A 20866-nucleotide genomic window follows, 5' to 3' on the forward strand; every position below is an offset into this window, starting at 1 on the left:
TTAGGCTACGAATTCACAAATAAACTTTCTAATAAATACCAAAATAGGGTATTTATTATTAAAACTTTATTTTATTTAATCTTAGTAGTATCAATTTATTTATTAAGATATTTTTCGTCAAAGAAATTTGGTCAGGATATAATCGTACAAAATTTTTACTTATACCCACTACTATTAATGTTTTTTTTAAATGATCTTAATAATTATTATTTAAAAAAATAATTACTCTTTTTTTACATATAAAAAAATACCAATTGGGAATAGTAAAAATGAAAGATTGTATATAATATCAACTACATTTGAATAGAAAAATAGATTTATCAAGTTATTTTCTTGATTAAGAGGTAATATATAATTGAACAATATTAAAAATATTATTTCTGAAATTACGCCAATTAACATTAAAGATTTAGAAAGAAAAAGATCTTTATTCTTTCTAAAAACTATTATTATTACTAATAATTTAATTAGACAGGCAATTATTAATATTATAGTGTTCATTATTATAATTAATTTTTATCAAATTTAGAATAAATATTTTAAATGAATATTTCAGTTTAAATATTGCTGAAATAATCAAATATTTATGATTGCGGAGTAGTAAGAGAATTTACTGTTCTGAATCTTTTAATTAAATATATCATATGGAAATAAAAAAGGATGAATCAGAAATTATTGGTAAATGGGAATTTATCAATGGAAAGTATGTTCAAAATGATACATGCAAAAGGATAGAATATTTAAAGAAAAAATATTTACTTGAAATTACAAAAGATGAATCAGGATGGTATGTTTTATATAAAGACCCTAATGATGGCAGGTATTGGGAATCAAAATATTTACAAAGTGACTTACACGGTGGAGGTATACCCGCATTAATAAATATAAAAAATGATTTATTGAAGTATCAACTTAAATGGGATAAAAATGATATACAGCCTATTTCAAGTATTGGTATAAAGTAAAAACTTATATTGATTCTAAGCTTGCGCTGGCTTGTTGTTTGTGGTACGTATGTAAAGAAAATTAAAAGCAATCATATATTTTATGGTTGCTTTTTTATAAAATATAATAGTGTAGTATAAGGGTAAACACTCCGTAGTCTACATATTGTGACATTGGTAAAGTGATTTTAGTTTTACATCATGAAAAAAAATCACAGAACTAAATCGGAGATGTATCCATTAATAGAAGGTTTTGCTAGTAGTGGAATGAAATTAGACGCCTATTGCAAGGCTCATAAACTTAATTATTATACCTATCGTTATTGGTTACGTAAATACAAATCAGAAAAGAAGCAAGATTCAGTTAAAGATTCTTCTAATTTAAACTTCATTCCAGTGAAGGTTATGGCTCCTGAAATCAAGGAAGAAACATTACAGATTTTCTATCCTAATGGAGTTCAAATAGCAGTATCTACAGTTTTAGACATGGAAGGATTATCAACCTTAAAGAAACTAGTATCATGTTTGGATTAGGTATTAATCATGATTTTCATTTATACAGTAAACCAACTGATATGCGAAAAAGTTTTAACGGATTATGTGGATTAATCGCAAAAGATTTAGTGACTCCAGCTAGTAATGGAACTGTTTACATATTTATCAATAAAGCTAGAGATAAGGTCAAGTTATTACATTGGCAAAACGGAGGATTTGTATTGTATTATAAGCGATTAGAGCAAGGGCGTTTTGAGTTGCCAAATTACGATCCAGAAGTTGGAAGTATTGGGTTAGATTATTCGCAGCTCGTATTATTAATAGATGGAGTTTTCATTAATAATTTGCAACGAAAAAAACGATACGAATTAGCAGTATAAAGTAGCTTAAGGCATTGTGATATCGAAGTAGTTTTCGTATTTTTAATCCGTGGAAAAACAGACGGAAACACTTATAAATCTTGATGATTATGTTCCTAAAAGGAAGTATGATGAGCTACTAGGAAAAGTTACCCATTTAGAGCATCAACTACTAGAACTCAAACGTCTTATTTTTGGCACTAAGAGTGAACGTTTTATTCCATCGGAATCTAATCAACTTGGATTATTTACAGAAGTAATCTCAGAAGATGTTCCAGTATCAGAACAAAAACAGGTGAGTTATAGCAAAACTATAACCAAAGAGAAGAAACATCCTGTTCGTTTACCATTAGCTCCACACTTGCCAAGAGTTGAAGAAGTTATTGAGCCAGAAAATATCATAGAAGGTAGTGTTAAAATTGGAGAAGAAATCACAGAACTATTGGAATACACTCCGCAGAAAGTGTATGTTCGAAAAATAGTTCGTCCTAAATATGCATTACCAAAGGACTCAGGAATTAGTATTGCGGAGCTACCAAGCTTAATCTTACCTAAGTCTAATGTAGGAGCTGGGTTATTAGCGCATATTTTTGTCAGTAAATTTATTGATCACTTACCTTTCTACCGTCAACTACAAATATTAAAAAGACAAGATGTTGTTATTGCATCAGCAACCATATCTGGCTGGTTTACTAAAGCGTCCCAGCAGTTGGAAGTATTGTATAAAGTTCATAAACAATTAATATTGCAATGTGACTATCTTCAGGCAGATGAATCAACAATCAAAGTACAAGACAGTCATAAAAAAGGGAGTACTCATAAAGGCTATCATTGGGTATTACATGCTCCAGTAGAAGGATTAGTACTTTTTGAATATGCACCTAGTAGAGCAGCAGAAGTTCCAGAAGTACTATTACAAGAGTTTAGAGGAACATTACAAACTGATGGATATACTGCCTATAAAAAAGTGATTGAAAACTATGGCTTAAAACACTTAGCATGCATGGCACATGCTAGAAGATATTTTGAAAAAGCACTTGCTAATGATAAGTCAAGAGCCAGTTATGCATTGGAGCAAATCCAAAAACTCTATAGTGTAGAACGAAAAATAAAAGAGCGTAATCTAAACTCGAAAACGATAACACGTTATAGAGCATTATGCGCTAAACCTATTTTAGATTTATTATACACTTGGATGCAAGATCAGTACACTAAAGTACTTCCTAAAAGTGCTATAGGAAAGGCACTTACTTATAGTCTAAAATTATGGGAGTCACTTATTGGTTACATCGATAATCCAGTATATTGCATTGATAATAACCTAATAGAGAACTCAATACGCCCTTTAGCCCTAGGTCGCAAAAATTACCTCTTTGCTGGCAATCATAAAGCAGCACAAAATGCTGCGATGATGTATTCTTTCTTTGCTACTTGTAAAATCAATGATGTAAATCCATATCATTGGTTGCATGATGTCTTTAAAAGATTACCAGAGCATAAAGCCAATAAATTAGAAGAATTACTGCCACAAAATTGGAAGAAACAACAGCTTTCTTAACTGTTAAAAAAATACCTTTTTCTTAATAAAATCTCTCTTAAGCCAACAATACTTTAAAATCAGATACCTATCCAAGAACTAGGAACACTTAAACTTCTACTTGTTAATGGGTTGCGTTTTTTCATAACTAACTTTATGTAAAATAAAACATCTAATCCTAGACGTAGAAGACCGAATGCTTACGTATAAGGTTTAAAATATGTAATTATAGCAATTCCATGACTAAAAGAATTTTAAAGGAGCTAAAATAGAATTAGAAAATGAAACTAAAATATTTTAATACAAAATGATAACTAAATAATTATATAAATGATTTTTTTGTGTTGTAAGTTTCATAGCTTTTGGGATATCATAATAAGTATATAAGAAAACATGATTTCACGTGGAAACTATTAAAAAAGGGGAAAACCGTACTCTTATTACGGTTTGTTGTTTTTCTACACTGTTACGTAAACTTTTTTATATATTGCGTAATCATTTACAAATACAATAAACAGAACTTTCTGACGCTTTCTTTTTTAAATACATTTGATTTTAGTATAAATTTAAAATCAAATTACAATGAAAAAAGTTTTATTAGTATTAGGCTTACTATTAACATTAACTGTTAGTTGTACACCAGAAGCATTGGAAGACAGTAATCAAGATGAACAAGCTACTGAAAAAGCTAAAGTTAAAGAACCTTCAGGTGGGTGATTTTTGGGTAATGATATTTTTTATCATTTTTCCCATAATTTTTTATTCATATAGATTACTACCCAAGGATATCAAAGAAATTGAGGCTCTTGGGTTTGTATTTACTTCAAATTATTATGAATCAGTAAGATTACTTGTTTGGACACTCATGGGCAAATTCATGCCATTTATTGCATTTTCTATTATTTTTTTAAGAGTACAAAAAACTTGGAGTTATACTTTATTCATTCCAATAGGTATGTATTTGTTTCAAATAGTCAGAGTTATTAATGATGATACTGAATTTTTTGACACTATTGACTTCTTCTACATACTACCTTTCATAATGATATATTGCTATCTAATGGTTGTATATAAAAGACATATTGAAGCGATCAAAGCTAAAAACAAATACAAAGAAAAACTTGTAGAGACAGGAATGGAACTCATACTTTCAGAAAATAAAGAGCATGAGTAAACGTAAAAAAATAAAATTTGAAAATAAAATTAAGCTATTAAAAGAATACAAAGATACTCTTGATAGCAATGATAATTCTATTTCCAAGAAAGAATTACTTAACTATATCCTTCACGAACTAAAAGAACTAAAAAAAAAACCTGATAATGAATCCAATAATTTAACTATTGACGAAGTACTAGATACTTTTAATAATACTAAACTTAAAAACTAAGATGTGGTATTGTTAGCTTTCCCGCCACTAACTTCATTTTTGAGTTTATTCAGCTCTCTAGCTAAAGCTTCTAACTTATCACTTAAAGTTAAATAATCCTTTGTATCTTCAAGATATTTAATGTATAACTTTCTTTCAATATCTTCTGCTAGATTTTCAATTTTATTATCAACCCCTTTTTCAATTTCTCCTTTTAAAAATAAATTAAAATACTCTGATATTTCTAGGTAATAGTCTTTATTTCGTACAATATTATCAATCATTGCTAACCTAATAATGCTTGATTTATTTAAATAACGTGAGTTCGACTTAAGAAGATGTTTTAATTGTTTGTAAAATAGAGAAGGAATCATTAACTTAATATTCTGAATAACAAGCTAATAATAAGAACTTCTCTATGATTACTGACAATAAAATTATTGAAATATTTTGTCTTTTAGACGATTTTAGTAAAGAATATAACGATTTGGTTACCAAAAACAGTCTTCTTGACCCAAATAAAAAGAAAATACGCAAAAGAAAGCGTAAAATGTCTGATGCAGAAGTAATGACTATTTTAGTTATTTTTCATTTCAAATCTTACCGAAATCTGAAGCACTTCTATATAAATCATGTGTGTAAACATATGCGTAATGAGTTCCCCGATTGTGTTTCATACAATCGTTTTGTTGAACTTCAAAAAAAAGTAGTTCAACCACTAGGAGTATTTATGAAAATGCATTGTTTGGGTAGTTGTACTGGCATTTCATTTATAGATTCTACTACGTTGAAATCCTGTCACTATAAAAGAGAAAAGCAACATAAAGTGTTTGCTGGTTTAGCTCAAAAAAGTTACGGAACCTTAGGTTGGTTTTATGGATTTAAATTACATCTTGTCTGTAACGATAAAGGTGAACTAGTCGAGTTTATGCTTACTCCAGGGAATGTGGATGATAGAAAACCTCTTAGAAACAAATCATTCAATGATAAAATATTTGGTAAAATTTATGGAGACAAAGGCTATCTCGGAAAAGATTTATTTGAAAAATTATTTGTAGATGGAATTCATTTAATAACAAAAGTGAGAAAGAATATGAAGAAAAAAGCAATGGATTTTATGGATAAAGTACTATTAAGAAAAAGAGCTGTAATTGAATCTGTAAATGACATCTTAAAAAATGTATGTTATATTGAGCATACAAGACATAGGTCGGTAGATAATTTTATATCAAACTTGGTCTGTGGATTAATAGCATATAGTTTTATACCTAAAAAACCATCTATCAAAATTACTAATATGCTCCCAAATATTGGAATAAGTTAAGTCGAACTCACGTTAAATAGGTTTCCTGATTTTTGATAAAATGTTCAATCAATTCATCTAATGAAAAACGAACTCCATGCTTTTCTAAATAACAATCTTCTTCTTTTTTCATATACATATCGCCACTTCCTTCAATCAACCAAATTCTTGAAACATTATATTGATTACATAGAAGATCAACTAAAATATTAATTGTTCCTGCTCGTGGCTTTTTAGTAACACCTTCAATGACTTTCCTAGCACTCATTCGTGTAATTTGCGAATTTGTTTCTTTTTCAATAGTCCAAGGTGATATTCCCTTTTCTTTAATAATTTGCAGAATTCGATTAATCATTATAGTTTTTTTATACGTTTTAACGTATATTTGTTTTTTATTAACGTATATTTAATTAAATTAGCAATGTGCTTAAACCAAATATATTAAATGTAAAGTTATAACCATAATAATCAAGGTTTAGCTTTCATTTTAGTACTAGTATTTTGGTTCAAAGGTAAGCATTAAGAGTTTTTTCATTTCTCGATAAAATAATAATTGATTTTAAATAGCCACTAATTAATTATAAAATAAAAATAAAAGAAAATGACGGAAAGCTTTGCAGAAGTATCAGTAATTTTTTTACTGATTTTAATAATAGCGACGATTGTATTATCGATTTTGATTTGCAAAGTGCATATCATAATGAATAAGATTCACAATATAATCAGTTTTAATAGTATTGAACTAGAAAAAATTAAAGAAGAAGTAATTGGAGAAGAAAATACGTTTGGTATTGCAAAAAAACAAATTGAAGGTATTCATACAGTAATTACAACACAATTAGTAAAGGGATTACTCAAAGATACTAGTGAAGAATAATTTTTCATGATAAAAGCTTTAAAACTCCCGCATTCTAGCGAATAATCCACGGGAACTAAAGCTTTGATTTGGTCAATCTGAGTGGCTTAAACTCAACCAGATTTGACTGTTTTAATTAAGTTTGGCAAAGTGGCAAATCATATGCATGACGTTTTTGATTTTTAAACGAAAGTTTAATTCGGGAATCAAAAATAGCCACTTTGTCTTTTAAACTGATAGCTAATTTAATAAAAATATACCTATTTGAAATTTTTATAAGGTTGATTAAAGAAAAGCGGAGAAAGAAAAATTCATATTCTTTTTTAGGGTATGGATAATAAAATAATTCTACCGCTTTTCGTTTAAAAAATTGATAGTGTTTTTAGGGTAAACTTAATGTATGATAATACAATTAAGTCAACATTATCATTTATCTATTGATAGTAGATTTTAATGGGTTCGCGAAAAGTCATAAATATAAATAGATTTCATAAACCTGTTTTTTTGACAAAATGATAGACATATCGAAAAGCGATTTTCGCCAATCCTTTTAAAACAAACATTATGACCGATAAAAGGAAAAACTTTATAGCAGGATTTTTTACAGGATTTATACTATCATTAGTCCTAGTTTTACTAATGCTTATTATTGCATACTATTACCTTAATAAACAAAATTCCCTAGCTTTTTTAAATCCCTTTTTAACAGATGAGATCCTTAATGCTCCAATTAGGGTTTCTACTGTTAAGATGTTCAGTTTTTAGTTCTTTATTTATCAATTACCACTAGATTATCGTAAAACTAAATTTCCCTGAACTGAAAAGCCTTGTGATCCTTACAAGGCTTTTCTTTTTTTATTGGTTTTAAAAATGGTAAAAAATCAAACTCTTTCAGTCGTGATGTAAGAATCTTAATGGAGTCAGTGAAACTCATTGATTCTTGTTGTAAGTTTTATACTTTGTTGCAATTTATCATGTATTCTCTTGAGCGTATTTCAAATTAGAAAGCTCCATTTCTATTTTTCTATATTTTCTTGATTTTGATGAAACAAGGAAAAGCCCAATAATAAGAAGTACTATACTCATAAATAATACGGTAAAACCTGCTGACTTTAACTCGTTTCTCTGAAGAATTTTCATTTTATCAAACTCAGATACTGCTAGTAATAATACTCCATAATAAGTAAGCATTCGGTCTTCTACGTCTAGGATTAGATGTTTTATTTTACATAAAGTTAGATATGTTTATTTGTAAATTATTGAGAGGTAGCGGAGTAAGTTTTTCTAGCTATGGGATTAGTGTCTGATTTTACTGGATTCTCAGCTTCCGTAAGATTTTGTTGCTAAAACGCCATTTTCTTAACAGTTTTCGATACTGTTGTTTTTCCAGTTTTGTGGCAGTAATTCGTGTAATTTATTTGCTTTATGTTCAGGGATTTTTTTAAAGATATCGTGTAGCCAAGCAAATGGTTCTACATTGTTTATTTTACAAGTTGCAAAGAAAGAATACATCATGGCTGCTTTTTGAGCTGCCTTGTGCGATCCTGCAAAGAGATAGTTTTTTCGTCCTAAAGCAAGTGGTCTGATGGTATTTTCTATCTTGTTATTGTCAATTAAATACTTTCCATCTTCTAAGTACCCAATCAGATATTTCCATAAGCGAAGTGTATAGCCAACTGCTTTTGCAATGGAACTTTTTGGTAATAGTTGCGATCGTTGTTGCACTAACCAATCATAGAAGGTATCGAGTATCGGTTTGGCATAGCGATTTCGATAGCGTTTGATTACTTTAGAAGTGGCATTATGTTCTCTAATATTAGCTTCTAAGCCATACAATTTTTGGAACTGTTCCATTGCATAACTGGCTCTTGAATGATCATTATCAAGTGCTTTTTCAAAATATCGTCTGGCATGTGCCATACATGAGAGTAGCTTTAATTGTTGTGCAGTGGCTAGGTTTTGATAGACCTTGTATCCATCGGACTGTAAAGTTCCTTTATAGTTTTTCAGTATGGTTTGTGGAGCTTTTATAGACCGAGTGGCATCATACTTGAACAATACCAAGCCTTCCACAGGTGCATGATATACCCAATGATATCCTGTATGTAAACTTCCTGTTTTATAACTGTCTTGAACACCAATTGGACTTTCATCTACTTGCAAGTAATTACTTTGTAATAACTCTTTAGTCAACACATCATACAAAGGTTCTAGTAGTGAAGTCGCGGCATTAAACCATCCTGATAAGGTCGCATCACTTACTTGATATTGTTGTCGTTTAAATATCTGTCGTTGTCTATAAAAAGGAAGATGATCTACAAATTTACTCACTAAAATATGTGCTAAGAGTCCTGCACCTGCATTAGATTTTGGAAGTGGCAGACTTGGAAGTTCCCCTATAATAACTCCAGCATAATCTTTTAACGCGTATTTTGGACGTACAATTCTGCGAACAAAAAGCTTGGCAGGATTGTATTCCAAGATTTCAGTCACTTCTTCTCCTATTTTAACGCTGTCTTGCGTAAGATTTTTTGGCTCGATGATTTCTTCGACTCTTGGAAGATGCGCAGGCAATATCGCTCGCTTGGCTACTTTCTTTGGTTTGATCTTTACTTTTGTCTGGCGTAAGACCTGTTTTTCAGCACTTGAAGATGACTCTTGCGACGCTTCACCAAATAATCCTAATTGACCAAGCAAAGCTGTGGAGACAAAACGTTCACTTTTACTGCCAAAGATCAAACGTTTCAGTTCTGCTAACTGCCCAGCTACATCTCTGTATTTATCCAACAAATCATCATACTCTTTTTTGGAGATATAGGCGGTTTCTTCGGTAGTATCACTAGCGTTTTTCACAATGGAAAAATACTAATAATAGAGTAAAACCACAACGTTTTTCTGCGTTTTATGCAGGTAATTTGTAACGTTTTTTCCCTCGAACATGTGCAATAGAAATCCCATCAATCAGTAGCACCAATTGAGAATAACTCAGCTTGATACTGGTGACCACTTCATCATAGATTGGTAATTCAAAACGACCCGATTCCAACCGCTTGTAATACAAAACAAAACCACCTGCTTGCCATTGTAATATTTTGACCTTATCACGGGATTTATTAATAAAAATGTAAGCAGTACCATCTTGAGCAGAAGCCTGCAATTCTTTTTCAATGATGCCTGCTAGACTATCAAAACTCTTGCGCATGTCAGTAGGATGACGATACAAATGATACCGATGGGAAACGCCTAATCCAAACATGAGATCAACTTTTGCAAGCAAACTGCCGTTTGTTTGGTTAATGAAAAAGAATCTAAATGTAGGCGAACTCCATTGGGATATGCAATGGTAATTGTTGAGTCAATACTGTCAGCAGAAGTTTCAATATCTATGGGAATGAACTCATTTTGGAATGTATCGTTTGTAGAAGTCGTTTCGCCTTTAAGTAGTCCATGAAAACTACGATAGCGTCTTATCCAATACGAAAATGTGTGATAATTCAGAGCTTCACGCTTGCAAAAGTCTTTCTTGCTGATATCCTCCGAATAAAGCTTGGCTACCAAAGCAAACATACGCTGCTGTGTCTTTGTGTTTTTCATGAAGCCAAAATACAATTGAAATCATTTCTTTACAATACGTGGTTTACCGAAGGCTTACTAGTCATCCAGGAACTTATTACTTTCAACATTAAAATCAGCTTTTAAAGTTTGCTGAAATAGATTAATAAAAGCATCTATTTCTGAACTATTTGAGTTTTTAGCTCTTAATTCAAATAGCCTGTTACGAAGACTGTTTGCAAAAGAATTATTTTTAATCTCTATAATTGTCGACTTCATTTTTTTAATTTGAGAATAGTTATAATTTGCGTTTTTTAAAAAATGCTTTTTTACTTCATATTTGAGCTAATATTTATAACCTTTTCTGCAAATTTAGGTTTGTATGAAATTAAATGCACAACTTCTTTGTAGTGTTCAAAATTATAGTTTACAATGTATCTTATTTTAAAATCTAGGTCAGAATTTTGATATAGTAAAATTTCGATAGCTTCATTTTTATTTATTCTTTTAAATAAGTAATAAGTGATCTTACAATTTTCAACATGACTATAAAATATTGCTACTTCAGATGCTATAAAATCATAGTCAATTCCTGTTTCATAATTCAAATATCCTTCATCGCTTAAAGCATCAATCTTAAACTCTATATTTAAAACAGGGATTTCAGTATTAGAATTTGCTTTAATATTATTTAAAAGTTCATTAAGGTCTTCCAAAATATCAATACCGTGATAATTTTCATTCTCTAATTCTTCAAGCTTTGAGTAAAAAGTATAATATAGAGTATATAAGAATACTTGATGCTTGATATTTAGTTCTGATATATTTAGGTTCTCAAGCAAATAATAATAAGTGTAAAAGTTAGGTGTAAGATTATGAATTATCCATTTATTAATTGTGTCATAGAGTAAATTAAGATACTTATTTTCTATAAAGTATTTGCTCACTAAATCATCATGCTGTGATATTAACCTTTTCAATTCTTCACCTTCTATAACATGAATCTTATAAGACTTGTCATTTTGTATTTTATTTAACCAAATACGACAATTATTAGAAGCATAAGAAGATATTAAAAAGACTAAATGATCTGGTTTTTCAGCATCTGCCCATGCTATTTTTGAATTTAATTTCTCAGGGGAGATAGCATTTTCATATTTTTTACATTCAAAGAAAAAGTATTCATTGTACTGACCAATCAAACTATTATTGATTATAATTTGTCCTTCAATATCTCTACCATTATCAGCACCTCCTTTTCTCCATATCAATTTTGAAAACCCATGCTTTAATAATAATTCAAAACATAACTCTTCAAATTTATCAAATGTTATTTTTTTGAAATCAATATACTCTTCAATTGTATTCATAAGTATCTTTGGAATTATATAATTTCATGCATGACTAAGGTTTTGACTCTTGTACTCTTTTTAATTCTCTCAAATATTTTATTGGAAAAGGAAGCACGGTTAAATCTCCATTCTTTACAAAATCTACATTCATAAGAGGTAATAACTTATCAAAAATATATTCTGAGTTTTTATAGACTTTAATTTCTCTAATTATGGATGCCCTAGTAATAGTTTGTTGGATACCCTTTCCTTTTATTCCAACAAAATAATATTTACCACCATTTTGATTGAATGAATGTATATCAAGTTGACTGTCTAAAATCTCATACCTCTTTTTATCTCTAAAATATGATTTTAGGATTTCTCCTGTATTTTCTTGAATTTTTTCTACCAACTTTTTCTTTTCGCTTCTATTAGTGAAGCAATTCAGAAGACTTTCCTTGTCCCAAGTGTTAAGTAATGTTATTTGTGCATTATATTTACTTGTCTTTTCTTTATCAAAGATTTGATTAATCAGATTTATAACCTCAGCTTTTGTGATAACGATTTTTTCGCTCTCCTTTTCCAATACACTACTTATTTCTTCATATTCAGGAATAGTGTAATTATTTGTTTTGACTATTATGTTTACATTACCGATGTCATCCTTAACGATAAATTCAATATTATTTTCTTCATCATAGATAGTACATAATTCATCGTATTCATTTTGATTAAACAAATTCGCTTCAAATTTTTCAAACTTAATTTTACCATTTGGTTCAATAGTTAGAAAGAAGAAATCCATTTCATCTTTCATTCCAAAAATCCACTTATTTTTGTAATTGAAGCTTGACCAATTGATAATTGAGATTTGCTCTTTATTTATATCATTTTTGATGACTAACTCTTTAATTATAGCTTTTAAAGAGGCTTTTGAATTTACCTTAAAATCTTCTAATGTAATGTGCTGAACGGAAGAAGAAGACTTATAAGGATCTATTTTTTCGTATTTTAAATAGAATGATTTATCATGTATCAGCTTAATGTTAAAACCGTTCTTATCTTCTGTTTTTGATACTTTGATATTAGAATTAAAAATTAACTTTTTCAATTCATTTTTTAAGGTTTCAAGGTGTTCACTAGAATCCTCATCGTTAATTCCATCAATAAGGAATACATCTTTACTAAATTCTTTAAAATCAAACACGTTAGAATGCCTTATAGTTTTATTTATTTTGACTTCATGCAAATTGAGTTTTATATATTTTGAAAGCTTATGATTGATAGTATTGAGAACGTCGGTTAAGATTCCTATTTTACTATTTTTAAATTCTTTTAAGTTACTAAAATCTAAAAACGGAATACTACTTTTTTGCATTGCTCCATTTTTAAGAGTTTGTTTCAAAATATATTGACTATCAATACTTATTTTTTCTGATGGTAAAACTCTTTTAAGCGTCTTTGTAGAATGAACAAAGGTGTATTTTGGATATGAACTGATTTTCTTTATGGAAAAATCCATTGACTTACTTAATAGTAAACTTGAAAATGTTCTTACATTCAATTGCAAACAGCTATTTAGATCAATGTAAAATTCTAACCCGACAATTTGAAATATCTGCTCTTTATCTTTTGATGTGCTTATTTTTAAATGATTTGTGTTGAATAGATATAATTTCCCCGTAAGATTATTATATGTTAACTTTTCATGTTTTGGGGAAGCAATTGAATTAACAACCAATTGCGAAATTGAATGCTCATTAATTTCTTTAATTTCATTTAAGCTTAGAATTCTAAATGAAAGCTTATCACCATATTCGATTTTTTCAAGTTCTCTAGCCAAGTCAACTCTTGAAATGATTTTTTTATCAAAAAGCGCATAGAATGATTTTCCCCTTTCAAACACAATGCTTTTTGCTTTTAACTTTGTACTAATTTCATCAAGAACTAATGCTCCAAATTTTATATAATTTTCAGTTGTTGAAAATTTTACTATTGAGTAATCAGTCAATAGTTCTTTAAAATTAATTTGAATACTAAGCTTATTGGTTTTACAAAGTTGCATAAGCGTTGATTTCTTTTATAATTGAGTTATTTAGTTCTTTTGTTTGCGAGTTCCATAGAAAAGGAATTTCAATAATTCTTTTATCTACCGACCTTATAGTCTGTCTTTCACTTGTAGAAAGTATATTGATTATAAAAACCCTTTCTCCATTTACATTTTCTAGTTTTTTTCTAATCTTGGCTTCCTGTTCAATAAAACTAATTTCAGTAGTTTCTTTCCAATGTTTAAAATCTATATAAATATTTTCATTTTCAATCTTATAATCAAAGTTTTCATAGTATTCAACTGCTAATTCTTCTAACTGAATATTAAATTGTTGTTCAAAAATAAATTTCCCAATTTGTTCTCCTAAAGCGCCTTTGTATATGTTATTAAACATTACTGGAGTTATCATGTACTTATTAATTTTGAACTCAGTTGCCCATTTTTCCTTTTCAAAAAACTGTCTAACTCCATCTATTTCTAATAGTTCATCCAATCTGGCAGATTCACTAGAAACCTCACTTCCTGAATTAGTATTGAAATCAACCTTAATACTTTTGAAATCATTATAGAACTCAGTCTCATTAGCTTTAAAATAATAATTATTTGATGGAGTTGGAAGTTCAATGTATAAATCCAAGATTCGATTCAGTTTCAAATCATTTATTTCATCTTTTGATATAGAAGGAAAACTCAGGCACATCTTTCTTAAACTATTCCATTCTTGTATTCGTTTCTCTGTCCAACTCCAATTTTTATTTGAAATAAATTTTTGAATTATAGAATGAACTTTCCTGTTTGTTGAAGCCGCAAGGTTTTTAAGTTTAGAGTTATTCTCATTTTGAATTTTTATAAGTTGTTTACTTGATTTAATTAGTGCTTTAAACTCATTTAGAACCAAATTATTTTCAATATCAAAATCACAAATAAGTTTATCTAACTCTTTATCTACGTAAATATAAATATTCGGAAATTTTAGATTGGTTCTACAAATTCTACCAATTGCCTGTATTATAAATTTAGCATAATGTTGTTTTATGTTTTCATCATTATATAAATTGACTTTTGGACTTCCTAAATCCTCTTTAGTATTGAATGAAGCTAAAAGATTTTTAAAGGCTCTAGTTACCTCCATATTTAATTGATAAATGGAAATAATACCTACTTGAGCCAAAAATTCTAATTGAAATAAGTACTTTATAAATCCTTCTTCGTTTAAGTTTCTATTGATTTGTTGAATTATATGAGTAGGCTTATCTAAATAAATAGCATTTATATCTGTTTGGCTATGAACATTCCAATTTGGTAGTTGTTCACTCCTGACATTAATCAATTCTTCGGGATTTGAAGAAATAAATTGAAGATTCTGACCTGCTCCCATAGTTTGATACATGGAAATAATAAAAATCTTTTTTCCAGCCTCAAGCCTACTTTTAAAGTCTGCTTTTTTATTATCAAAATCATTACTATTAACAATACAATATGATTTTTTTACATCAAATTTTTCTTCGTCAGGATTTGTAAAATATTCTTGCTTGTTATTTTCTTCAATCAAGAGTGAAAAAATATCTTCTAGTATATTTAATTCTAAAGCTTTATCATTTCTTTTAGGCTCTTTATTTAAAAGACAGAGAAAACCTGTAATATCATCCTGTAATAAATATTGTTTGAAAGCATACGAAATTTTTAAATATCTATTAAATTGATAATCTGTTGTATTTAAAGTATTCAGTTGTCCTATAATATCATCAGCTAATTCTTTATCCCCAAATAAAGTTTCAAAATCTTTTGAGAAGTCATTGAAATTTAACCATGCTGTATGAATATTAATTTTAGAATAATATTTATTTTGCTCTTCAAACAGATCGAAAAGAATCCTATTTTCTTCCTTTGATAGTTCAATAAATTTAGAGCCAAGCTGTCTTTTAAAATAACTGATATCATAGTTTCCTGTTACGGTTTCTATGTACGCAGTAGCAGATATTCCAATTATTTTTGCCTTTTCAGCAAGTTTCAATATGAATTTTTCGGGAGTATTTTGAAAACTATAAATGAAGGTTTTTGTTTTTGATTGGTGTAAATCATCATCTACAAAATCATAATATCTAAACCCTTTTTCATAAACACTTAAATCATAATTTAACTCAAGTTTACCTTTTTTATTATTATTTGGCTTTTCCCTAGTACTGAGGATATTTTCAATAAGAAAGTTTTTATATCTAATGTCTAGAGCAAATTCTTCTATAACAGTACTTAATGCTGAATCAAACGTAAATTCGGTTCTTCTCTTTTTATCTCTATTTTCTAGCTGTTGATAATTTTCTGCAATGCTTTTAATTTTTCTACTAAAATAATTTACAAAACCTTTTATCTCATTGAGAAGATGAACCATACTTTCTCCTTTAGGCTTAGTGTCTTCAAAAACTATTTCATTTGTTTTTAATGAATCATTTCGATTAAGTCGGATGAATTTTTTGTTGTTCCTGTATACCGAGTGATATTGAAAATCGTGAAATAAAAGGCTTCTTTGACTTACATTATCATCTATATTTTTAGTTTTAAAACTATAATTGAGTTGAAACTTTTTGACTATTACTTCAGATTTTTCTAATAATACATCTTTAACATTTTTGAGTGACAAGTCATATCCTTTATCAATCAATTCCTGTCTTTGTTCTGAATGAGTAGTGAACTTTTCAGGAAAGACATTTTTAGATAAAGCCCAATAAATTTCAGTAAAAAGATGAATAAAATCAATCCTTTGTTTCTTTCCTTTTTCAATTATATTATTTAGAATACTATCTTTAGTAGCATCAAATTCATCTATAAAAATAATTGCATTTTTTGTAATATTATTTTCGAGAAAAGAATAAGATGGTTCTACTAAAGTACTATTCTTGAAATAAAATTTGTCTATACTTAAAAAGAATACTTTTCGTTTTGATGTGAAAACTGCGGGATAAAGTTCGCCAATCCATTTGAGTTCATCTTGCGTTTTAATTGCTCTGATTCTTTCCTGTCTATTTTTAAAATTATCTTTTAAATACTTTTCAATTATTCCTCTAAACTTTGGTTCTAATTCTTTTCTTAATTTGTTTTTTTGCTCATCTACAAAAGATTTGAAACTTCGTCCTTTTTTTGAATAATAATTTATGTTAGCGATAATGCTCTTGACTTCACGATATATACTATGATTTTTAAAATAACTGTTAATTGAATTAATTACATCATCGAAATTTTCAATAAGGCATTCAGAGTTAGAATCTAAAAAGATCACATCCTTTTCAAAATCATTTAATTTTTTATTGGGTATAAAGAAATTATCTTTTAACTCCTCATACGGTAGATTTTTTTTAAGATTTGTAATGAAGAAAATTTTTCTATTTTCTTTGCAATACTCTTTGTAATTTTCGAATATCCAAGTTAGTACGTTATGTGTTTTTCCTGAACCAGTTGGAGGATTAAATAATAGCAATCCATTATTTTCATTACAATGATTCTCTAAAATTTCTATCATTTTTTGAGGTAATTATTCTTTTTTTAGTTGTCACAATACAATTTAGTAGCGGAAGATTAAAAGTAGTAATTTTCTTCTTGAATATTTAATTTATACTTTCTTATTTTGTTTGACAAACTTTTCATGACATCTTATTGAGGTATCTAGTTTACACAAATAATCTAATATTATATGATGATGATTATTTTTTTTAAAATCTTTTACTGATTTCTTACTTATTAGTAAATTATAAACTCATCACTTAATAATAAGTTGGTTTTTGTAGTTTTTTCAATAATCACCAGTAATTAATAAATTTTTGGAAAATTATTTTAACTCCTTTCCCACCACTTATTGAACAACATATTAAATGTAAAATGAAATCAGAAAATATTTATTAAATCATAAGTAATTTTTAAGCTACCTATTAATTATTATACTTTTAGGCTTCATTTACACTAGGATAAATCTTCCTTTTTCAATATTCTTACAATTTCTTCTTACAATTCGTGTGTCGGACACAAAATTTCACAAATGTAATTCCAATTTCCCTTTGTAGCTTAGTGTTTGAAACACTAAGGAAACAAAAAAGAACGAAGGTCATAGTTACCTAATAATAGAACTTTTTTTGTTGCATGAAACAATTTCATTTGTATCAATCAAAAAAATGTAAAGTTCAATGTTTTAAGGGCATTACTAACGTTTATTAATGTCTGCTTAAAAAGTATAGTTGTTTTCAATTGTCCGAGTGACAAAAGTTGACAAATGATTTTTGAATTCTACTTTTTAGTTTAGTGTTTTCAACATTAATTGATAAAACATGAATGTACAAATAACACACAATACAGCTAAAAAAGGAATTGAAATGCTGTTTTCAAAGCCAACAGAAAATGAACTGTTTTTATTTCTTCAAAGGCTAGGTTTTAAGCACGCTTTTAATGATAAACTGAAATTATATGCTGATTTTCATCCGCCTTATGTAAAGTTTGCTCATAAGCTTAAAAATGCTTTGGAAAATAATACTGATTGGAAGTTTATCCCTTTAGAAACTACTTTTAAACCTTCTTTTGACAATGTTGATGATTTAAAGTTTTGCATCGCAGAAATCAATGTCAGAAAAGATGATAAAATTATTATGGGCGAATATCTCATTTTTGAAAACTACAAACGCGTTGCCAAGCTTATTGCAGAACGCTATGCCAAACAAACCTTTGGTCATTATGTTGATTCAATTCTAATCTTACCTAGAAACTATAAAATTAGAGCGCAAGAATTATTAAGTAAAAATAAAGTAATTGAAGTAGATGAAAATGGAAACTTTATTTCTTTTCAGTATACAGATTCTTTATCTAAAATAGCTAATGAAGTTATTAAACATGAAGGATTAAGCGATTCGGATAATTCTCAAATAAAAAAGGATTTTTCTAAATTTATAGAGTCTGGAATTTTTGAAAATAAAATTGATTTTGATAAGCTGTTACTTTTGGAAATTATTGACAAACTCGCTTCAATTGAAAATGAAACTACCAATACTTGTAAAGACATTATTCAAAACTTAACAACAGAAATAGAAGAAGCATCAGCGATTGGCTTTGATGTTCTACGTCGTAAGAAGCTTTCGCACATTATTCGTTTATATAAAGATTGGTTCAATGATCTTAATAGTAGTTGTAAAACAAGTGTAGCAATTGCCATGCGACCTTTACTTGATTTCATGGATGAACAAATAGATTGTATTTCATGTTCGGCTACTCTAAATTTTGAAAAACACAAAGTTCCAAATGTGCTTGTTCCAATCTATGTGAATGAGACATTTCATAAAGGTAAGATTCCAAAAGAACAAATACCATCACTAAAACCAAAGTTTCCATATCTATTTGAAGTCAACAATCACACTTTTAACAAGCTTTCAGCCTTTCAACTTTTTGAATTATCGCAGTTGGAAGACTATGTAGAAAGCGACCTAAATATCTCAAGAATCCGATTGAATAATTATTGGCAAGACAATAGTTATAAACTATTTAAAGAAATAGGCTACCCTATTGACAAACAACATCCTTACGTTAGTTTATCTCATGGATATATTCATGTACTTACCTCTAAAGAAATTTTAGTAAAAGGCAATAAATTATGTAATTGGTTGTACCTACTTCAAAACTATCGCCCAATTGCAGATGTATCTTTTGGGATTGATATTATTAACAAAAAGGTAAATGAATTATCAGAACAACTATCCGAACTGAAAAAAGGAGAAAGTTTATTAAATATGCCTTATGAGGAGAACGTTTCTAAACGAGAAGCTATTCAGAATGACATAGCATCGCTTTTTGCATCAAAAGAAGTGATTGAAAGCTTCATTAAAGAATCACTTACAAAACAACTTAATGAAGATAACTTTGTGGATTCTGATAATGAATACGCTGAACTGAATAAACCTAAATTCAATAGAGATAGTTTTGTAGCAAGTATAGCCTTGACCTACGCTAATCACAAAAAACCAACTGAATCACAAATAGAAGATTTTAGAAAAAAGTACAATGTTCCTAACGATGAAGTATTGCAAGAATCCGTAGAACTAAGTGCTATTGATTTTTTTAGAAGTAGATACAATCATGTAGAAGGGGAACTTTGGCTCGGCGCGATGAGCCATTTTTGGAACAACTTACAGTACGATAGAAGTTTCGCTGATGATAAAAATCATATTAAACACAGTCATATACTACCGTTACCAATTGCTATGATGATTGGTAAGTACATTCAAACCGATAAAATTACTTCGATTTATAATCCAACAGCAGGAAGTGGTCATTCATTAATAGGTACAAAAACTACAATAGTTCACGCTAACGAATTATCAGAACTCAAAAGAACTTCTCTTGATTTTTTACGTTTTAAAAATACTACCAGCTACAACCCATTAAAACCGACACCGAAAGAAATGCACAAATCTTTTGATGCAGTAGTATGTAATCCTCCAAGTATAGTATCAAACATAACATCAAATCAAAAAATGGATATTATTGATGAATATATTGAAAATGGATATTTCTTAACTGGTCACCTTAGACAAAAGGCATATATAATCGCGCTTGCGCTATTAAATCTAAATGACAATGGAAAAGCTGTTATCGTCTTAAATGGACATATCATTTTTGATGAAGAAGGAAGAATTAAATATTATCGAGATTTTCTAAATTGGTTGTATAAGTACTATTGTGTCCGTGATATTATCAACCTAGACAGCTTTATTCTCTCGAAAGAGAAAACCAAAAAGCAGAAAAAAATGGTAGTACTAATCGAAGGAAGAAAATCAAATCCTTCTTACAACACTCCAACAAAAGAAAACCAACCACATTTAGCTAAGGTGATTGGTTCTTTGGATAAACTTTGGAAGCGTTTTAAAGCAAATCAAATCCCTATGATAGATATTATGATAAGACAACTTAAAATTGCTCAAGCTCAGTATGAAAAGTAAACACTTATGCTTACTTCAAGTAAAAATTTCTAAAACTTAACTTTTTGATAAAGATTTTGAAAACTATAATTCTAACATAGAAAAGAATGTTTTACTTTTTA

The 20866-nt window shown here is 28.7% G+C and carries 18 protein-coding genes; 10 read left to right on the forward strand and 8 right to left on the reverse strand.

Annotated features, from left to right (window positions below; genetic code table 11):
- Window positions 1–644 precede the first annotated feature (644 nt).
- The 7 genes from ACQ654_RS08050 to ACQ654_RS08080 all read left to right on the forward strand — a co-directional run bounded on the left by ACQ654_RS08050 (window position 645) and on the right by ACQ654_RS08080 (window position 4723).
- Window positions 645–965 (forward strand): Imm27 family immunity protein, encoded by a 321-nt coding sequence (locus ACQ654_RS08050; RefSeq protein ID WP_430409808.1) that lies wholly within the window; start codon window positions 645–647, stop codon window positions 963–965.
- A 180-nt stretch (window positions 966–1145) separates the two neighbouring features.
- Window positions 1146–1478, forward strand: a complete 333-nt coding sequence (tnpA, locus tag ACQ654_RS08055) for an IS66 family insertion sequence element accessory protein TnpA (RefSeq protein WP_430409484.1) — start codon at window positions 1146–1148, stop codon at window positions 1476–1478.
- Window positions 1466–1819 (forward strand): IS66 family insertion sequence element accessory protein TnpB, encoded by a 354-nt coding sequence (tnpB, locus tag ACQ654_RS08060; protein ID WP_430409483.1) that lies wholly within the window; start codon window positions 1466–1468, stop codon window positions 1817–1819. Before tnpA (ACQ654_RS08055) ends, tnpB (ACQ654_RS08060) begins: the two co-directional genes overlap by 13 nt.
- 49 nt (window positions 1820–1868) lie before the next feature.
- Entirely contained in the window at window positions 1869–3356 is a 1488-nt protein-coding gene (gene tnpC / locus ACQ654_RS08065; RefSeq protein ID WP_430409482.1) for an IS66 family transposase, read from the forward strand.
- 561 nt (window positions 3357–3917) lie between these two features.
- The gene (locus ACQ654_RS08070) at window positions 3918–4052 is read left to right on the forward strand and encodes a hypothetical protein (RefSeq protein WP_430409809.1); all 135 of its coding nucleotides are present in this window, start codon (window positions 3918–3920) and stop codon (window positions 4050–4052) included.
- Between the two features lie 160 nt (window positions 4053–4212).
- Entirely contained in the window at window positions 4213–4509 is a 297-nt protein-coding gene (locus ACQ654_RS08075) for a hypothetical protein (protein WP_430409810.1), read from the forward strand.
- Entirely contained in the window at window positions 4502–4723 is a 222-nt protein-coding gene (locus tag ACQ654_RS08080) for a hypothetical protein (protein ID WP_430409811.1), read from the forward strand. The genes ACQ654_RS08075 and ACQ654_RS08080 overlap by 8 nt, the downstream gene beginning before the upstream one ends.
- Here ACQ654_RS08080 and ACQ654_RS08085 read toward each other — a convergent pair.
- Entirely contained in the window at window positions 4720–5076 is a 357-nt protein-coding gene (locus tag ACQ654_RS08085) for a hypothetical protein (protein WP_430409812.1), read from the reverse strand. The genes ACQ654_RS08080 and ACQ654_RS08085 overlap by 4 nt on opposite strands.
- 44 nt (window positions 5077–5120) lie before the next feature.
- Between ACQ654_RS08085 and ACQ654_RS08090 the strand changes: the two genes are divergently transcribed.
- Window positions 5121–6026 carry an IS982 family transposase gene (locus ACQ654_RS08090; protein ID WP_430409813.1) on the forward strand — a complete coding sequence of 302 codons (906 nt, stop codon included), beginning with the start codon at window positions 5121–5123 and terminating at the stop codon, window positions 6024–6026.
- 7 nt (window positions 6027–6033) lie between these two features.
- Here the strand turns inward: ACQ654_RS08090 and ACQ654_RS08095 are convergent, their stop codons facing one another.
- Window positions 6034–6360 carry a hypothetical protein gene (locus ACQ654_RS08095; RefSeq protein WP_430409814.1) on the reverse strand — a complete coding sequence of 109 codons (327 nt, stop codon included), beginning with the start codon at window positions 6358–6360 and terminating at the stop codon, window positions 6034–6036.
- A 345-nt stretch (window positions 6361–6705) separates the two neighbouring features.
- Here ACQ654_RS08095 and ACQ654_RS08100 point away from each other — a divergent pair, with 345 nt between their 5' ends.
- A complete protein-coding gene (locus ACQ654_RS08100) occupies window positions 6706–6882 on the forward strand; it encodes a hypothetical protein (RefSeq protein WP_430409815.1) in 177 nt (58 codons plus the stop codon).
- A gap of 1338 nt (window positions 6883–8220) precedes the next feature.
- Here ACQ654_RS08100 and tnpC (ACQ654_RS08105) read toward each other — a convergent pair.
- The 6 genes from tnpC (ACQ654_RS08105) to ACQ654_RS08130 all read right to left on the reverse strand — a co-directional run bounded on the left by tnpC (ACQ654_RS08105) (window position 8221) and on the right by ACQ654_RS08130 (window position 17311).
- On the reverse strand, window positions 8221–9714 hold the full coding sequence (gene tnpC / locus ACQ654_RS08105) for an IS66 family transposase (RefSeq protein ID WP_430409816.1): 1494 nt from the start codon (window positions 9712–9714) through the stop codon (window positions 8221–8223).
- A 49-nt stretch (window positions 9715–9763) separates the two neighbouring features.
- A complete protein-coding gene (tnpB, locus tag ACQ654_RS08110) occupies window positions 9764–10117 on the reverse strand; it encodes an IS66 family insertion sequence element accessory protein TnpB (protein ID WP_430409271.1) in 354 nt (117 codons plus the stop codon).
- Window positions 10105–10455 carry an IS66 family insertion sequence element accessory protein TnpA gene (gene tnpA / locus ACQ654_RS08115; RefSeq protein WP_430409270.1) on the reverse strand — a complete coding sequence of 117 codons (351 nt, stop codon included), beginning with the start codon at window positions 10453–10455 and terminating at the stop codon, window positions 10105–10107. Before tnpA (ACQ654_RS08115) ends, tnpB (ACQ654_RS08110) begins: the two co-directional genes overlap by 13 nt.
- A gap of 287 nt (window positions 10456–10742) precedes the next feature.
- Complete coding sequence (locus ACQ654_RS08120) at window positions 10743–11783, reverse strand: restriction endonuclease (protein ID WP_430409817.1); 1041 nt, start codon at window positions 11781–11783, stop codon at window positions 10743–10745.
- A 34-nt stretch (window positions 11784–11817) separates the two neighbouring features.
- Entirely contained in the window at window positions 11818–13812 is a 1995-nt protein-coding gene (locus tag ACQ654_RS08125) for a hypothetical protein (RefSeq protein WP_430409818.1), read from the reverse strand.
- Window positions 13799–17311 (reverse strand): hypothetical protein, encoded by a 3513-nt coding sequence (locus ACQ654_RS08130; RefSeq protein ID WP_430409819.1) that lies wholly within the window; start codon window positions 17309–17311, stop codon window positions 13799–13801. The genes ACQ654_RS08125 and ACQ654_RS08130 overlap by 14 nt, the downstream gene beginning before the upstream one ends.
- Before the next feature lie 799 nt (window positions 17312–18110).
- Between ACQ654_RS08130 and ACQ654_RS08135 the strand changes: the two genes are divergently transcribed.
- Window positions 18111–20765, forward strand: a complete 2655-nt coding sequence (locus tag ACQ654_RS08135) for an SAM-dependent DNA methyltransferase (RefSeq protein ID WP_430409820.1) — start codon at window positions 18111–18113, stop codon at window positions 20763–20765.
- Window positions 20766–20866 lie beyond the last annotated feature (101 nt).

It is taken from the genome of Kordia sp., from assembly GCF_965283645.1.
Taxonomy (GTDB): Bacteria; Bacteroidota; Bacteroidia; order Flavobacteriales; family Flavobacteriaceae; genus Kordia.

What these genes read in the sequence shown, in the direction of transcription:
- ACQ654_RS08135 (WP_430409820.1), top strand. Translation starts at nt 18,111, where the DNA reads ATGAATGTACAAATAACACACAATACAGCTAAAAAAGGAATTGAAATG.
- tnpA (WP_430409270.1), bottom strand. Translation starts at nt 10,455, where the DNA reads ATGAAAAACACAAAGACACAGCAGCGTATGTTTGCTTTGGTAGCCAAG.
- tnpA (WP_430409484.1), top strand. Translation starts at nt 1,146, where the DNA reads ATGAAAAAAAATCACAGAACTAAATCGGAGATGTATCCATTAATAGAA.
- ACQ654_RS08085 (WP_430409812.1), bottom strand. Translation starts at nt 5,076, where the DNA reads ATGATTCCTTCTCTATTTTACAAACAATTAAAACATCTTCTTAAGTCG.
- ACQ654_RS08090 (WP_430409813.1), top strand. Translation starts at nt 5,121, where the DNA reads ATGATTACTGACAATAAAATTATTGAAATATTTTGTCTTTTAGACGAT.
- ACQ654_RS08100 (WP_430409815.1), top strand. Translation starts at nt 6,706, where the DNA reads ATGAATAAGATTCACAATATAATCAGTTTTAATAGTATTGAACTAGAA.
- ACQ654_RS08050 (WP_430409808.1), top strand. Translation starts at nt 645, where the DNA reads ATGGAAATAAAAAAGGATGAATCAGAAATTATTGGTAAATGGGAATTT.
- ACQ654_RS08130 (WP_430409819.1), bottom strand. Translation starts at nt 17,311, where the DNA reads ATGATAGAAATTTTAGAGAATCATTGTAATGAAAATAATGGATTGCTA.
- ACQ654_RS08095 (WP_430409814.1), bottom strand. Translation starts at nt 6,360, where the DNA reads ATGATTAATCGAATTCTGCAAATTATTAAAGAAAAGGGAATATCACCT.
- ACQ654_RS08125 (WP_430409818.1), bottom strand. Translation starts at nt 13,812, where the DNA reads ATGCAACTTTGTAAAACCAATAAGCTTAGTATTCAAATTAATTTTAAA.
- ACQ654_RS08070 (WP_430409809.1), top strand. Translation starts at nt 3,918, where the DNA reads ATGAAAAAAGTTTTATTAGTATTAGGCTTACTATTAACATTAACTGTT.
- tnpB (WP_430409271.1), bottom strand. Translation starts at nt 10,117, where the DNA reads ATGTTTGGATTAGGCGTTTCCCATCGGTATCATTTGTATCGTCATCCT.
- ACQ654_RS08080 (WP_430409811.1), top strand. Translation starts at nt 4,502, where the DNA reads ATGAGTAAACGTAAAAAAATAAAATTTGAAAATAAAATTAAGCTATTA.
- tnpB (WP_430409483.1), top strand. Translation starts at nt 1,466, where the DNA reads ATGTTTGGATTAGGTATTAATCATGATTTTCATTTATACAGTAAACCA.
- ACQ654_RS08120 (WP_430409817.1), bottom strand. Translation starts at nt 11,783, where the DNA reads ATGAATACAATTGAAGAGTATATTGATTTCAAAAAAATAACATTTGAT.
- ACQ654_RS08075 (WP_430409810.1), top strand. Translation starts at nt 4,213, where the DNA reads ATGCCATTTATTGCATTTTCTATTATTTTTTTAAGAGTACAAAAAACT.